The 15,671-nt window shown below is 46.6% G+C and carries 15 protein-coding genes and 2 pseudogenes; all 17 read left to right on the top strand.

What is annotated here, in order from left to right:
- Positions 1 to 235: 235 nt before the first annotated feature.
- The 17 genes and pseudogenes from JCM10519_RS21085 (at position 236) to JCM10519_RS21020 (ending at position 15,660) form a co-directional block, all read left to right on the top strand.
- Positions 236 to 856, top strand: a complete 621-nt coding sequence (locus JCM10519_RS21085) for an N-acetylmuramic acid 6-phosphate etherase (RefSeq protein ID WP_347845044.1) — start codon at positions 236 to 238, stop codon at positions 854 to 856.
- Complete coding sequence (locus tag JCM10519_RS32720) at positions 846 to 1,136, top strand: hypothetical protein (protein ID WP_347845043.1); 291 nt, start codon at positions 846 to 848, stop codon at positions 1,134 to 1,136. The genes JCM10519_RS21085 and JCM10519_RS32720 overlap by 11 nt, the downstream gene beginning before the upstream one ends.
- Before the next feature lie 18 nt (positions 1,137 to 1,154).
- A complete protein-coding gene (locus tag JCM10519_RS32715; RefSeq protein WP_347845042.1) occupies positions 1,155 to 1,841 on the top strand; it encodes an extracellular solute-binding protein in 687 nt (228 codons plus the stop codon).
- A gap of 7 nt (positions 1,842 to 1,848) precedes the next feature.
- Complete coding sequence (locus tag JCM10519_RS32710) at positions 1,849 to 2,571, top strand: hypothetical protein (RefSeq protein ID WP_347845041.1); 723 nt, start codon at positions 1,849 to 1,851, stop codon at positions 2,569 to 2,571.
- A 390-nt stretch (positions 2,572 to 2,961) separates the two neighbouring features.
- Positions 2,962 to 3,591: a sugar ABC transporter permease gene (locus JCM10519_RS21075; protein WP_347845040.1), complete on the top strand. Its 630-nt coding sequence runs from the start codon at positions 2,962 to 2,964 to the stop codon at positions 3,589 to 3,591.
- Between the two features lie 264 nt (positions 3,592 to 3,855).
- On the top strand, positions 3,856 to 4,464 hold the full coding sequence (locus tag JCM10519_RS21070) for a carbohydrate ABC transporter permease (protein ID WP_347845039.1): 609 nt from the start codon (positions 3,856 to 3,858) through the stop codon (positions 4,462 to 4,464).
- Between the two features lie 36 nt (positions 4,465 to 4,500).
- Entirely contained in the window at positions 4,501 to 5,172 is a 672-nt protein-coding gene (locus tag JCM10519_RS21065; protein ID WP_347845063.1) for a BadF/BadG/BcrA/BcrD ATPase family protein, read from the top strand.
- Positions 5,173 to 5,176: 4 nt separating this feature from the next.
- A complete protein-coding gene (locus JCM10519_RS21060) occupies positions 5,177 to 6,295 on the top strand; it encodes an ROK family protein (protein WP_054741619.1) in 1,119 nt (372 codons plus the stop codon).
- 9 nt (positions 6,296 to 6,304) lie between these two features.
- Positions 6,305 to 7,608 (top strand): annotated as a pseudogene (locus JCM10519_RS21055) (6-phospho-beta-glucosidase).
- A 5-nt stretch (positions 7,609 to 7,613) separates the two neighbouring features.
- Positions 7,614 to 8,594 carry a GNAT family N-acetyltransferase gene (locus JCM10519_RS21050; protein WP_054741617.1) on the top strand — a complete coding sequence of 327 codons (981 nt, stop codon included), beginning with the start codon at positions 7,614 to 7,616 and terminating at the stop codon, positions 8,592 to 8,594.
- Positions 8,579 to 9,295, top strand: coding sequence for a PIG-L family deacetylase (locus tag JCM10519_RS21045; protein WP_347845038.1), 717 nt, complete (start codon positions 8,579 to 8,581; stop codon positions 9,293 to 9,295). Before JCM10519_RS21050 ends, JCM10519_RS21045 begins: the two co-directional genes overlap by 16 nt.
- Before the next feature lie 105 nt (positions 9,296 to 9,400).
- Positions 9,401 to 9,580, top strand: coding sequence for a hypothetical protein (locus tag JCM10519_RS32705; RefSeq protein ID WP_347845037.1), 180 nt, complete (start codon positions 9,401 to 9,403; stop codon positions 9,578 to 9,580).
- Complete coding sequence (locus tag JCM10519_RS21040; RefSeq protein WP_347845062.1) at positions 9,501 to 10,520, top strand: DUF1343 domain-containing protein; 1,020 nt, start codon at positions 9,501 to 9,503, stop codon at positions 10,518 to 10,520. Before JCM10519_RS32705 ends, JCM10519_RS21040 begins: the two co-directional genes overlap by 80 nt.
- A 16-nt stretch (positions 10,521 to 10,536) precedes the next feature.
- Positions 10,537 to 11,397: a glycoside hydrolase family 3 N-terminal domain-containing protein gene (locus JCM10519_RS21035; protein WP_347845036.1), complete on the top strand. Its 861-nt coding sequence runs from the start codon at positions 10,537 to 10,539 to the stop codon at positions 11,395 to 11,397.
- Complete coding sequence (locus tag JCM10519_RS21030) at positions 11,330 to 12,058, top strand: glycoside hydrolase family 3 N-terminal domain-containing protein (RefSeq protein ID WP_347845035.1); 729 nt, start codon at positions 11,330 to 11,332, stop codon at positions 12,056 to 12,058. Before JCM10519_RS21035 ends, JCM10519_RS21030 begins: the two co-directional genes overlap by 68 nt.
- A 226-nt stretch (positions 12,059 to 12,284) precedes the next feature.
- Positions 12,285 to 13,262 (top strand): adenosine deaminase, encoded by a 978-nt coding sequence (gene add / locus JCM10519_RS21025; protein ID WP_054741610.1) that lies wholly within the window; start codon positions 12,285 to 12,287, stop codon positions 13,260 to 13,262.
- Positions 13,263 to 13,333: 71 nt separating this feature from the next.
- Positions 13,334 to 15,660 (top strand): annotated as a pseudogene (locus JCM10519_RS21020) (bifunctional (p)ppGpp synthetase/guanosine-3',5'-bis(diphosphate) 3'-pyrophosphohydrolase).
- Positions 15,661 to 15,671: the final 11 nt, after the last annotated feature.

Raw genomic sequence — 15,671 nt, 5'->3', positions numbered from 1 at the left:
CAGTAATAAAAATGCATAAATGAAATAAAAATTAGAAAAAAATGCATAAAAAAAATTAAAAATAATGGCGTTATTTGGTGGTTTATTTCAAATAATGAAACGAAATTTCATAATAATGGAGATTCGTTGACAAAAAAATTCACAAAATGTATCATAAAATCAACTCGGGAGGGAAGGGAAAAACAAATAAGATATACATGAAAAAGAGAAGTATATCTTAGGAAGGAGGATACGGATGATTGATCTGTCTAATATGGTAACGGAAGCCAGAAATCCAAAGACCATGAATCTGGATGAAATGCCCCCTCTGGATTTAATCCGTATTATGAATGAAGAAGACGAAAAGGTAATTCAGGCAGTAAAGACCCAGATAGAGAAAATCGCCCGGATCGTGGAATGGTGCACGAAAAGCTTTGAAGGAGCGGGCCGGCTGATCTATATGGGAGCCGGTACAAGCGGAAGGCTGGGACTCTTAGATGCGGCAGAATGTCCGCCAACCTTTGGAGTGGAACCGGAAAAAGTGGTCGGGCTGATTGCGGGCGGAAAAAGTGCTTTTATAAAAGCCGTGGAAGGTGCGGAAGACAGCGAAACCCTGGGAGAGGAGGATTTAAGAAACATTCATCTCACAGCAGATGATGTGGTGATCGGCATTGCCGCAAGCGGCAGGACGCCTTATGTATTAGGTGGACTGCGGTATGCAGGAAAAACCGGATGCAGGACGGCTGCCATTGTATGCAACACCGGCTCCGCTATGGCTGAAACAGCGGAGATTACCGTTGAACTGGTGGTGGGCCCGGAAATCCTGACCGGATCTACCAGGCTAAAGGCAGGTACGGCAGAAAAAAATGGTCTGTAATATGATATCCACTGCAAGCATGGTGGGAACAGGAAAGGCATATCAGAACCTGATGGTGGATGTGGTACAGACAAATACAAAGCTGATAAAAAGGGCGGAAAACATTGTAATGGAGGCCACTGGATGCAGCAGGAATGAGGCGCAGGAAGCACTGGCTTGTGCAGACGGCCATGCAAAGACGGCGATTGTATCCATTTTATCGGGATGCAGGGCACAGGAGGCGAGGGAGAAGCTGGCAAAGGCACGTGGACATGTGCGTTATGCCATAGAGCAGATATAAAAATAATGGAGGGAAAACATGAAAAAAAGAAAACTATCCGTACTATTGACAGCAGCCATCATGGCCAGTACACTGGCTGGCTGCGGAACTGCCGCAAAGGGGACTGCGGTAGAGCAGAACAATGAAAAAGACATTGTTAAGGCATTGCTGCCGCCTGTTTCTGCATCCTATCAGGATAAACTGGTGGAATATGCAAAGGAATTCAACGAAGCCAATCCTGACATGGAGCTGCAGATCACAACGGCAAGCTGGGAAGACATTACGCAAAAGCTGGATGTTCAGGTAAACGCCGGATCTCCGCCGGATATCGCATTCATCGGTTCTAACGGTGTCACGAAATATCTGGACACGGAAATGCTGGTGGACATTTCCCAATATGCGGATAAGGAAATGATAGAAGATTACAACACGGACATTATAAACTATTTCAAAAACGGCGACGGGCTTTATGGATTCCCTGCCTATGTGGAGGTACAGGCGATCGGCGGAAACAAAGCCATGCTGGAGGAAGCAGGAATCGACTGGAAGGGAATCCAGGAAAATGGCTGGACCTATGAAGAATTTCGGGAGGCCATCAAAAAGGGCGTTGTAAAGGACGGAGACAGCTATTCCCGGTACGGCTTTGTTTTTGCTTGCTCAGGCGTAGCGGCAAAGGATTATTTTTCGATCTTTGTAAAAAAATGCAGGTATGCCTTCTGCCTTTAATAAGGATTTGAAATATACATACACCAGCAGTCAGCTGGTTCCCTTCTTAAAAGACATCAGAGCCTTAATCGATGATGGCTCCATGCCGAAAGAACTAAGCTCCGTTGATGCGGGGAAACGATGGAACATGTTCTTGACCGGGCAGACCATGATCACCGGCAAGGGACTGTCAGTTTTTGAAAAGTCTGCTACGGATAATAATAAAAAGCTGGCTGCAAATGACGGAAGTGCAGTAGAAGGAAGCCAGGAGGTGGAATACATTGTATTGCCGGTTCCTACGTTCCAGGGAAATATCCAGCAGGCTCAGGGAGCGGTAGATGGATATGTGTGCTTCCGCGGAAAGGATGAACCAAGTCCGGAGCATTTAAAGAACGTGGCAAAGGCTGCCTATTTCCTGGCAAGCGGAAAAAGAGCGGCAGAAACCTGTCAGGAACTTTATATCAGCCCCATCTGCAAATCCGGAGAGGAAGCATTTGCAGCCCTTCCTCCCATGGAAGGCAAAAACGAGAATAATACAAAAGCAGTTAAAAATCTTGCCACCCAGGTTGCGGAAGCCAGACCCGACATTCCGGCTGATTTAGGGGCAAAGGCCATAAAAATTGAGGAAGAGGTCATTCTGCCAAAATTCCAGGGGTTGTTAGCTGGAGAAATTACTCCGGAGGAGATGCATGAAGCCATTAAAAAGGCTGCAGTGGAAGCTTTTGGCGAGGAAGGCTGTGTCATGGATTAATGGGAAATAAGGTCCATAGGATCTCATGATTTTTCGGGCATTGGTAATCGTAACAGGTGCCAATGCCCATTTTTATCTGCAGGGTCATTATGTTTTTAGCAAAGAAGGGAGCGGGTAATGAGTATGCAAGCAGCAAAGAAAAGAAAACGATTAAACAATGACGCCAAATGGGGGTATGCCTTCGTGCTCGTGCCCATTTTGTCATTTATTATTTTTACGTTATATCCGGTTGTACAGGCAGCGATTGTAAGCTTTCAGACTTATAAGCCTTTAAAAACGGAGTTTGTGGGATTAGCCAATTACAGTAACACATTAAAAAAAACGGACTTTTCTTTAAATCCATCTGGAACACTGTGGTGTATACGGCCGTAACGGTACCCGTCTCCATCCTTGTGGCGTTCATCATCTCTATTCTTCTGGTACCCTTTAAGAAAAGGAGCCAGTCATTTTTTTAAAGCAGTATTTTATCTGCCCGGGATTGCATCGGGAGTGGCCCTCTCCTTTGTATGGAAATGGATATTTGATCCTCTGCCAAGCGGTCTGTTAAATTCCGTGATCCGGTCATTTGGGATCCAGAATCAGAACTGGCTGGGCAGTTCTCAAACGGCCATGCTGTCACTGATCATTATGACGATATTCTCAGGCATCGGTTCTACCGTTATTATTTATGTGGCCGCATTGCTTGGGATTGACCCCACCTATTATGAGGTTGCCAATATTGATGGAGCGACTTTTATACAGAGAATCAAATACGTTGTATGGCCTATGGTCAAGCCGACCACTGTTTTTCTCACCATAACAGGAGTGATCAATGCATTTCAGGCATTTCAGACGTCGTATTTAATGACAGGGGGCGGGCCGGATAATGCAACTACCATGGTGGGATTATTGATATTTAACAATGCTTTCAAATATTTTAATTATGGGGAGGCATGTGCCCAGGCGTTATTATTAGCAGGAATCATCGCGGTCTTTGCAGTTTTCCAGTTTAAGGTAATGGCTGCAGACGTAGAGTATTAGGAGGCTGGTATGGTTTATTCAGACAATATGGAAACGATCAAAAATATAAATTAGTGTTCAGAACTGTGATAATGACAGCCATCCTGCTTATCTTAGGTCTTCTGACCCTGTTTCCGATTTATTACATGATTATCTCTTCCTTTGGGGCGCCAAATGAGATTGGGGCAGCCAGTTATACTCTGATCCCCAAATATTATACATTGGATTCCTATAAATTCTTTTTTTGGATTCAGCAAAAGCTCATTCCGGTGGATCGTAAATTCCATGATCGTTGCTAGTACCGTCACATTAAGCAATGTGGTTTTTGCCGGAATGGCAGGGTATGCCTTTGCCAAAATAAGATTTCCCGGAAGTAAAATATTATTTTTCCTGCTGCTGTTTGCGATGATGGTGCCCTATCAGGTCACACAGGTTCCGCTTTACATACTGGTAGCCAATGTACTGAAGCTGACAGATACTTATACCGCATTGATCGTGCCGTCTCTGGTCACCTGCTATAACGTATTTATGGCAAAGCAGTTCTTTTCCTCTCTTCCCACCTCCATTCTGGAAGCGGCAAGAACAGAAGGCTGCAATCAGTTTCAGATCCTGATAAAAATAGTCATGCCTATTTCAAAAACAATTTTATCGGTTATGGCGATCATGACCTTTATGGGCAACTGGAACACCTTTTTCTGGCCGTTTCTGGTATGCAACAATGAGCAGATGCAGACCATTCAGGTGGGGCTTAAAAATTTCAGTTTTGCAAATACCACTTACTTTTCACCCATGATGGCAGGTGCAACCATCTCAGCATTGCCTATGTTTATTCTGTTCTTTGCCTTGCAGAAATATTTTCTGGAAGGAGTAACGGTTGGTGCGGTGAAGGGATAAGAGAAGGAAGAATGGAGGAAATAAGTTGAAAGAACTATTTGTGATAGGAATGGATGGGGCGGGACCGCCACCACCGCAATGGCTGCCGGACTTGATGGCAGTCTTATGGCAACATTCCGGTTAGGGCCTTTAAACATCAATGGACAGTCCCGGGAAGCAGCGGAAAATACCTTGGCAGAGTTAAAGGCAGAACTGGAAAAGTCAGGCTTGAATATGAGTGACTGCAGAGGGATCTGCATTGGCGCCGCCGGAATCAGCAACCGGGATACGGCAGAACTGCTGACCCGCAATTTAAAAGAACAGGGGATGCAGGGAGTGATCAGGCTGGTGGGAGACCATGAAACAGCCCTGGCAGGCGCTCTGGAGGAACCTGCCGGCGTCATTTTAATTGCCGGGACCGGTTCCATCTGCTGCGGGGTCAATGAATCCGGGGTTAAGTTCCGGGCCGGCGGCTACGGCCACATCATCGATGACGCCGGAAGTGCCTATGCCATTGGAAGAGATATATTAAAAGCAGTGGTGAGGGCAGAAGATGGCAGAGCGGGCCAGACCGTATTAAAGGAAAAAGCATTCCGTTTTCTTAATGCGGGTTCCGTGGAAGATCTAATCACCTGGCTGTATAAGCCCGGGAGAAGCAAAAAAAGAGATCGCTGCCCTGGCTCCTCTGTTAGAAGAAGGGATCAGGGAAAAGGATCAGGCCTCCATTGAGATTTTGGAGTATTGTGCCAGGGACCTGGCGGAGCTGGCCGGAGCCGTACTGATTCATTTTGATTTTCCGGTCTCCCTGGTGGTGAGCGGAAGTGTATTGATGAAAAATAATGAGATATACCACCTGTTCTGTGAAAATGCGAAAAAAAGATTTCCCCGGCTGGAAATCATGAAGATGAGGGGAGAGCTGCCCAGGGAGCCGTCAGGATCATATTACGGGAGACAGGAGAAAGGAACGGATATGAAACAATACCTGGCAATTGATATAGGAGGTACTTACATAAAGTACAGCCTTATGGATCCGGAATACCGGGTTCTTCATGAAGGAAGCGTGCCAACGGAAAAACAGCCGGCCAGGTTTCTCCGGCAGTTCATGGAGATCGTGGAAACCTATGTGGATCACATAAGCGGCGCTGCAATCTGTATGGGCGGCTTTATCCATCCGGTGACAGGAGAAAATACGGATTTCAGTGTTGGAGCCAATTTCAGGGCGTATCGTTTAAACGAAGAGATAAACAGGAAATATCCGATTCCCGCAGTGCTTGAAAATGACAGCAATTGTGCTGCATTGGGAGAAATGGTCCGGGGAGCAGGAAGGGGATATGAGGATATTTGTATGGTCACCTTTGGAACCGGGATCGGCGGTGCCATCATTATAAACCGGGAATTACACCGGGGCAGCCACTTTAAATCCGGTGAGGTGGGGTTTACCAGAGTAGGTCTTCGGGAAGCGGACAAAAAGCCGGTGGCAGAAGGGGCAGGAGCGACCTCTCTTCTGGTGAGAAAGGTATCGGAAATCCTTGGCAGGGAAGTGGACGGAGCGTATATTTTCAACCATCTGGACCACCCGGATATTAACCGGATATACCGGGAATGGCTTTACAAGGGTGCAATGGTGATCGGCAACTTTGCTGTCACGGTGGATCCCCAGATACTTCTGATCGGCGGGGGAATCAGTGAAAATAAGATATTTATAAGGGATATGAAAGAAGCGGTATATACCCTGTATCCCCACTTGGAACCGTATACGGCCATAGAGGCCTGTGAGCAGGGAAACATGGCAGGGAGAATCGGAGCCCTGTATTTATTGCTGCAAAGCAAAGAAGGAGGCGTTCAGTCATGAAAAAAAGGTGTGAAAATCGTGGCAATCGGAGGAGGGTCCAGTTACACACCGGAGCTGGTGGACGGATTTTTAAAACGGTACGAATCACTGCCTGTGGAGGAACTATGGCTGGTGGACATCCCGGAGGGCGGGGAGAAATTACGGATTGTAGCTGAATTTGCAAAGCGCATGGTAAAAAAAGCAGGAGTTCCAATGGAAATTCATACAACCCTGGACCGGAGAAAGGCTCTTTTCGGAGCTGATTTTGTCGTTACCCAGCTGCGGGTCGGACTGCTCCAGGCCAGAGTGAAGGACGAAAGAATCCCCTTAAAGCACGGGCTTCTTGGCCAGGAAACCAATGGTGCAGGCGGTCTGTTCAAAGGGATGAGAACCATACCGGTCCTGTTGGATATCTGTAAAGACATGGAGGAGCTGTGCCCGGAAGCATGGCTGATCAACTTTACAAACCCGGTGGGCATGGTCATGGAGGGATTGAACCGATACAGCAGCTTTCGGAGGTTCATCGGACTGTGCAACATACCCTACGGCATGCATAAGGCAGTGGCGGATCAGCTTGGCAAGTCCATGGAAGAGGTGAAAGTCACCATGGGCGGCTTAAATCATATGGTTTACGTGACCAGAGTGGAGGCGGCTGGAAAGGACATGACGGAAGACGTGATCAGCCATTGGGGGGAAGGCGGCACTGTGAAGAACATAAAGGCAGTCACCTGGGACAATGATTTTGTAAAAGAGCTTGGAGTGCTGCCATGCTCCTATCACAGATATTACTATATGGCAAAAGATTATCTGGAAGAAGCCCTGGAAAAATATGAAAAACATGAGACCAGGGCAGAACTTGTGGAACAGGTGGAAAAAAAGCTGTTTGAGCTGTATCAGGATCCGGAATTGAATGAAAAACCGGAATTGCTGTCACAGCGGGGCGGTGCCCATTACAGTGATTCGGCATGCAATCTGATCCATTCCATTTATAATGACAAGGGAGATATTCAGGTGGTAAACACCGTAAACAGAGGTGCCATAAAAAATTTCAAGGACCAGGAGATCGTGGAAGTAAGCTGCAGGATCACAAAGGAAGGGCCGGTTCCGGTAAATGGCGTGGAACTGCCGTGGACGGTCAACGGTCTTTTGCAGCAGATCAAATCCTTTGAAATAGCAGGCTGCCAGGCGGCGGTAACAGGAAGCCCTCAGAAGGCCCTGCTGGCCCTTATGATCAATCCCCTGGTGGTTCCCAGAAAGAAGCAAAGGCCGTGCTTCATGAGCTGTTGGAAGCCCATAAAGAATACCTGCCTCAGTTCTTCGGCCATAAGGAGTGATTTGTATGAAATTTTTGGATCTGAACAAAGAGAATGCAGGAATTGCCTATGAATTGTTTGAAGATGCGGTCAAGGCAAAAGAAGTATTGTTCCGGCCATTTGAAAACCAGAGTGCCTTTTGTAGATTTTTTATGGAAGACCAGGCAGATGAGGTACATAAGATCGCCATTCTGGAGGAGCATGGCTGGGGATTTGCATCCGGCTGCTTCTTAAGGGGCGAGGACAGGGCTTATCTATCCATGATTGTTGTAAAAAAAGAAATGCAGGGCCAGGGAATCGGAAAAACAATGCTTGCCTGTCTGGAAGACAGACTCCGGAAGGAAAGCAAAGTTTCAAGGATCGAAATTGTTTTCTTTAATCCCATGGCGTTTTCCTGGTATATTCCAGGGAAAGAGAAGGCGGATCATCCCAATGCTCCGGGAGTGGATGTGGGGAGCAATGCCTATCTTTTCTTTAAAAATTGCAGGTACCGTGATTATGCGATGCAGAACAGCTATTATCTGGACCTTGATAATTATCTGGTGCCGGATTTTGCAGCAGACCTCATAGAAGGACTGGAAAAAGAGGGCATTACAATAGAAGTCTATGATTCTGACAGGCATTACGGCATGGAGGAAATGATACATAAGTTCCATAATCCTTTGTGGGAAAGAGATATTCTGGGAGAAACGGCAAAGAAAGAAAACCGCCGCCCCATTCTGATCGCAGCACACAATGGCAAAGTGATCGGCTTTACAGGGCCTTTGGATGTGGAAAAAAGCGGGAGGGGATTTTTTTGCGGAATCGGCGTGGATCCTGATTACCGGGGGAAAAAGATATCAACGGTCCTGTTTTGCAGGCTATGCATAAGCCTGAAGGAAAAGGGCGCAGATTTTATGAGTCTTTTTACCGGGGAAAATAATCCCGCAAGAAATGTTTATGAAGCCGCAGGATTCCGTATTGTAAGGACCTGGGCGGATATGAGGAAGGAATGGAAGGACCGATGAACGGGGAAAGAAAGTGCATCATGGCAATAGGCGGTCATGTGGGGGATGCAGAGCTGACAAGCGGCGGATTTCTGGCGACCATGGCATTAAAAGGCTGTCAGATCGTTACCGTAGCATTGACCGGCGGGGAAAGAGGCAATCCGCCAGGTATGCCGGTGGAAGAATACAGAATACAAAAGGAAAAGGAAGCCCATTCCTTTGCCGAAATGCTTGGAGGGGAGGCTGTGATATTTCCTTACACAGATGGAGAATTGCCGGATAATGATGAGGTGAGGTTTCGGCTCTGTGATATAATCCGCCAATACCGGCCCGCTGCATTGCTGACCCATTGGAAGAACAGCATCCATAAGGATCATGAAACAACCCACAGGATCGTAAAGGATGCCCAGTTTTTTGCAGGACTTTCCGGGCTTGAGAGGAAAAACAGCGCTCATTTCGCAAAAGGACCCTATTATGCGGAAAACTGGGAAGATTCGGCTGGCTTTGAAAAATATATTTATCTGGAAGTCTCAAAAGAAGGATTTGAACTGTGGAAAAAGGCCATTGACACCCATTGGTTTGCCGTACACAGCCCTTCATTTCCCTATAAAGAGTATTATGAGCATCTCATGAGGGTAAACGGCTGTCTGGCAAGAACCGGGTATGCGGAGGCATTTGATTTGGATCAGGAACAAAAAAAGGTTATATTATCGGAAGTGTAAAACCACTTCGATAATCGTATGGATGGCAGTGATTAACTGGATATGCAGGCATATCCGTTTAATCCGGCAGGAGGCAGATTATGGTAAAAAAACGGGATCGATTGTGTGGACCGCTGGCATAAGGTCTTAGACGGGAAACGTCTGGGCCTGATCACTTCTATTTCAGGCGTTGACAGGTATTTAAATTCTACCATCGACATACTTCATAAAAAAATACCGGCTGACAGCCCTGTTTGGTCCGGAGCACGGAGTCAGGGGAAATATAGGAGCAGGCGGAGATGTTGAGGATTACATGGACCCGGATACCGGATTGCCGGTATATAGCCTGTACCGGAGAAATTCAAAGAGGCTGACCAGGGAAATGTTAGATCTGGTAGATGCCGTTGTATATGATATTCAGGATCTGGGGGTCAGATATTACACCTTTATATCAACGATGATCTATGCACTGGAAGAGTGCGCAAGGTTTGAAAAGGAGCTTATTATCCTGGACCGCTATAATCCTCTGGGAGATCTGGTGGAGGGAAACTGCTTAAAGCCCGGGTTTGAAAGCTTTGTAGGGGCATATCCTCTGTGTATGCGCTATGGGCTTACAGTGGGAGAACTGGCCCTAATGGTAAATGCGGAGAAAAACCTTGGCTGCCGGCTGACAATAATTCCCTGTGAAGGCTTAAGCAGGCATACCATGCATCCGGAAACAGGCCATGTGTGGGTGATGCCAAGTCCGGGAATGCCAAAATATGAGACAGCACTGGTGTATGCAGGAGCCTGTCTTTTTGAAGGAACAAATATTTCGGAAGGAAGGGGAACTGCAGCGCCTTTTGAAATAATCGGTGCGCCATTTATAAATGCAGGCAGGCTTGTGAAGCATATGACAGAGAAAAAGCTTCCCGGTGTGTTGTTTTCGACCGCTTATTTTACTCCGTATTTTTCAAAATTTAAGGGAGAAGCCTGCGAAGGAATCCATATCCACGTTACGGACAGCCGGGCCTTCCGGTCCACGGTCTGCGGCCTGGAGCTTCTTGATGCAATAAGGACCATTTATGAAGACCGCTTTGCTTTTCTTGATCCTTATGAGGGAAGCACCAGACCAATGGAAGATCTTTTGTTCGGCTCAGACCAGCTTACAGAGAAAATAGTTTCAAAGGAAGAATTGCTGGCTGGTTTTGAAAGGGATTCAAAAGCGTTTTCAGAACGCAAAAAGGCATATCACATTTATGGCTGAAAGGGGTGATGTGAGTATGATGGAAATGACATTAAAACAGAAGATCGGACAGATGATGGTGGCAGGCTTTCCAGCCGGGGAATTAAGTGAAGAAATGATAGGGCTGGTAAGAGAGTATAAAGTAGGGAACGTTATATTGTTTTCCCATAATATTGAAAGCAGGGATCAGCTGAGGGTACTTTGTGATTCCATTCAAAAGCTGGTAAAAGAAGAAACCGGAGAATATGCCTTTATCACCATTGACCAGGAGGGGGGAGTTGTAAGAAGACTTCCGGAAGGATCGGTCAACATACCAGGAGCAATGGCCCTTGCACAGACCGGAGATAAGGAAAATGCATATGAGGCGGCACTGCTTACGGGGCAGGAATTAAGAGAGCTGGGGATCAATTTCAATCTGGCTCCGGTTCTGGATATTAATAACAATCCGGATAATCCGGTGATCGGAGTGCGAAGCTTTGGCCCAAACAGCGCAATAGTAACCGAATACGGCTGTGAAATGGTGAAAGGGTATCTGGATTCCGGAATCATGTGTTCGGTAAAGCATTTTCCGGGACATGGGGATACGGCGGTGGATTCCCATCTTTCCCTGCCCTGTATCGGAAAATCCTATGAAGAACTGGAAAAGGAGGAACTGATTCCGTTTAAAGAAGCTTTCCGGAGGGGAGCTCCGGCGGTAACTCTTGCTCACATACTGTTTCCAAGAATCGAAAAGGAAAATTTGCCGGTAACCATGTCAGAGACCATGATTCAGGGAATACTGAGAAAAAAAGCTGGGCTTTCAGGGACTGGTGATTTCGGATTGCCTGGAGATGAATGCCATCAAAGAATATTTTGGTACTGCTTTCGGAGCGAAAAAGGCCATTATGGCAGGCGTTGATTTAATATTCATTTCCCATACGGCAGGCCTTGCGGCGGAAGCGGCAAGGGAAATAGAAAAAGCAGTGGAATCCGGCGAGATTCCCATATCCCGGATAGACGATGCTGTGGAGCGGATCCTTGCATACAAGAAAAGGCATGCTTCACCCAATGTAGATACGGGAAAAAAATCAGGAAAAGAACCGGAGCAGTTTGTAAAGTCACTCTTTCGCGACAGCATACGGTTTACAAACCGGAAAAGAGGGTATGGCCATCTGCTGGGAAAAAATCCTGTATTTTTAAGCTGTTATGCCTATCGTTCCACTTTGGCCTCCAGCCGCTTAATGGATGATCTGCTGTTTGCCGCATTTATGCAGAAAAGGTTTGGAGGAGATGCATATTCTTTTTCCATAGATCCGGATTCCGGAGAAATAAACGAAATACTGGAAAAAGTAAGAAGTAAGAAATATACAAATCTTGTGCTCGGCACCTACAATGGACATTTAAACCGTGGACAGAGTTCCCTTGCAAAAGAACTGGAAAAATTAAAGATACCCATGGTTATGGCAGCGTTCCGTAATCCCTATGACCTGGACGAAGTCGGGGATGGGGTTGATAAAATAGCGGCATATGAATACAGCATACAATCCTTTGAGGCGGTTGTGCCATTGTTTAAGAAGTGAGACTGTAAAAGGGGGAATTCCATGGAACCGCATATGGCATCCAGATGGATGACATGGTGATCTCCTTTTTAACGTATGGTTTGCGTGCCCTTTTTTTAATGGGGCACGTTTTTTTCATGAAAGTTCTTCATTTTGAGCAGGATAGTAAAATAGTCTGCTCAAAGAATAATTGTTACTTTTCCCGTAATATGGTAAGATATTTTTATTGACTAAAGGAGGAATCGTTATGAAACTACTGGAAACAGACCTCCATCTGCATTTGGACGGCTCCTTGACCATTGATACGGTAAGGCTGCTTGCCGAGCAGATCGGATATGATTTTGAAGGACAGGGCGGAAGAAAAAGCCTGGTAGCAGGAGAAAATTGTGAGAGCCTTGTGGATTATTTAAAGTGCTTTGACTTACCGGGACAGCTGCTTCAGACGGAAGAAGCTCTGGAGCTGGCAGCCTTTTATTTAACAGAGCGGCTGGCCTCCCAGGGCCTTATCCTCAGTGAGATCCGCTTTGCACCCCAGCTTCATAGAAATAAGGGCCTGACAATGGAACGGGCAGTAGAAGCGGTAATAAGAGGGGTGAATAAGGGAGCAGGCAAATCTCCTTTAAAGGCAGGAGTCCTTCTTTGTGCCATGGTAAACGGGCCTGACCGGGAAAATGAGGAAACCTTTGAGATTGCCAGGGCTTATCTTGGGAAGGGCGTTGTTGGGGTGGACCTTGCAGGACCGGAAGGGATGATCCCCATGGAGCATTTCGAGCCTTTATTTAAGAAGGCCGGCAGAAACGGCGTTCCCTTTACCATACACGCAGGAGAGTGCGGCGATTATGAAAATATCATAAAAGCGGTTCATTACGGAGCAAAAAGAATTGGACACGGATGTGCCGCAATCAAGTCGGAAGCATGTATGGACCTTCTAAAAAAGGAAAAGATTACCTTAGAGATGTGTGTGATCAGCAACCTTCAGACAAGGGCTGTTCCATCCATTAAGGAGCATCCTTTAAAGGCCTTTTATGACAGGGGAATCCGGGTTACCTACAATACGGATAACATGACTGTTTCAGATACCACACTGGAAAAAGAAGCTGAGCTTATTAAGAAACACATGGGATTTACAGAGGCGGATTTAAGGCAGATGAACCGGTATGCACTGGAAGGAGCTTTCCTTGAAGAAGGAGAGAAAGAAAAAAATATTTGCATTTTTCGACAATAATAATTATAATGAATGATAACTACGTTTAAAAATAGGTGAAAACCAGGAATGCTACAAAAGGGTGACGGCATATGGCAGATAGTCCAATAATGGAAAAGAATAATTTGGCGGCTTTGGAAAACGAATGTCCGGAGAAGCGGAAGGTGGATGTGGATCTGGAGGCTCCGGCTGATTTCACCAGCCCGGATGTGCTTTATGAAGAGCTGGTCCACAGCATAAGGAGATATCACCCTTCCGATGATATCACCATGATAGAAAAGGCATATCGTATTGCGGATGAAGCGCATAAGGACCAAAGACGCAAATCGGGTGAACCGTATATCATTCACCCTCTTTGTGTTGCCATTATACTGGCTGACTTAGAGATGGATAAAGAAACCATTGCCGCAGGGATCCTTCATGATGTGGTAGAGGACACCATCATGTCCTTAGATGAGCTGAAGGCGGAATTTGGGGAAGAGGTGGCCCTTTTAGTGGATGGCGTCACCAAACTGACCCAGATATCCTGGTCCATGGATAAGATGGAGATCCAGGCTGAAAACTTAAGGAAAATGTTTTTGGCTATGGCAAAGGATATCCGCGTCATCATCATCAAGCTGGCGGACCGCCTTCATAACATGCGGACGCTTCAGTACATGAAACCGGAAAAACAGAAGGAAAAGGCAAAGGAGACCATGGAAATCTATGCTCCCATTGCCCACCGCCTAGGTATTTCCAAAATAAAGATCGAGCTTGATGATCTGTCCTTACGATATCTGCAGCCGGAGATATATTATGAGCTGGCTGAGAAAATATCTTTAAAAAAAGGATGCCAGGGAAACCTTTGTAAAGAGCATTGTAGATGAGGTACAGGAACATTTAAGGACCGGCGGCATTGAAGCCAGGGTAGATGGACGGGTGAAGCATTTTTTTCAGTATCTATAAGAAGATGGTGAACCAGAACAAGACTCTGGACCAGATTTATGACCTGTTTGCAGTGCGTATTATCGTTGAAAGCGTAAAGGACTGCTATGCTGCCCTTGGAGTGATCCATGAGATGTATAAGCCTATTCCCGGCCGTTTCAAGGATTATATCGCAATGCCAAAGCCCAATATGTACCAGTCCCTTCATACCACTCTGATCGGAAACAATGGGCAGCCCTTTGAGATCCAGATCCGTACTTATGATATGCACCGTACCGCAGAATACGGAATTGCTGCTCACTGGAAGTATAAGGAGAGCGGAAGCGGACAAGTGGCAGCAGGCAAAGAGGAAGAGAAGCTGAGCTGGCTGCGCCAGATCCTGGAATGGCAGAAGGACATGTCCGATAACAAGGAATTCTTAAACATGGTAAAGGGAGATCTGGATTTATTCTCCGACAGTGTTTACTGCTTTACCCCCTCAGGGGATGTGAAGAATCTTCCTGCCGGCTCCACGCCCATTGATTTTGCATACTCCATACACAGTGCGGTAGGCAACAAGATGGTGGGAGCCAGGGTCAATGGAAAACTGGTAAACATTGAATATGTGATTGAAAACGGCGACCAGGTGGAGATCATCACTTCCCAGAACAGCAGGGGGCCCAGCCGGGACTGGCTGAACATCGTGAAAAGCACTCAGGCCAAGAACAAGATCAACCAGTGGTTTAAAACAGAACTGAAAGAAGATAACATCCTTCGCGGCAAGGAAATGGTGGACCGCTACTGTAAGACAAAGGGAATCAATTATTCTGAGATCAGCAAGCCGGAATACCAGGAAAAGGTCATGAAGCGCTATGCGTTCCGCGACTGGGAATCCGTTCTTGCCTCCATCGGACACGGGGGCTTAAAAGAGGGCCAGGTCATCAATAAGATGGTGGATGAGCGGAATAAGAAGCTTAAGAAGGACGTTACGGATAACAGTATTTTAAATGACATAGAGGATATGGGCAACAGGCTGCCGGTCAAGAGGCGCTCCGGCAGCGGTATCGTGGTAAAGGGAATTCACGACCTTGCGGTCCGCTTTTCCAAGTGCTGCAGCCCTGTGCCGGGAGATGAGATCGTAGGCTTTGTGACCCGCGGACGTGGGATTTCCATCCACAGGACAGATTGTGTCAACGTCTTAAACCTGCCGGAGGACGAACGGAACCGTCTCATTGACGCAGAATGGCAGGAAGCAGAGGGCGAGGACACCAAGGAACGGTATTCCGCGGAAATCAAGATATTTGCCAATAACCGGATCGGAATGTTTGTGGACATATCCAAGGTGTTTACAGAGAGGCAGATCGATATCACCTCCATGAACTCCAGAACCAACAAGCAGGGCAAGGCCACCATTACCATGACCTTTGATACTCATGGCGTGGAAGAGCTGAGGAAGCTGGTTGACAAGCTGAGACAAATCGAAGGAGTCATAGACATTGAGAGGACTGCGGGATAACGCAGTTTTCT

It is taken from the genome of Clostridium sp. NkU-1 (genome assembly GCA_001312405.1).
This window is presented reverse-complemented; position numbering and strand designations above follow the sequence as displayed.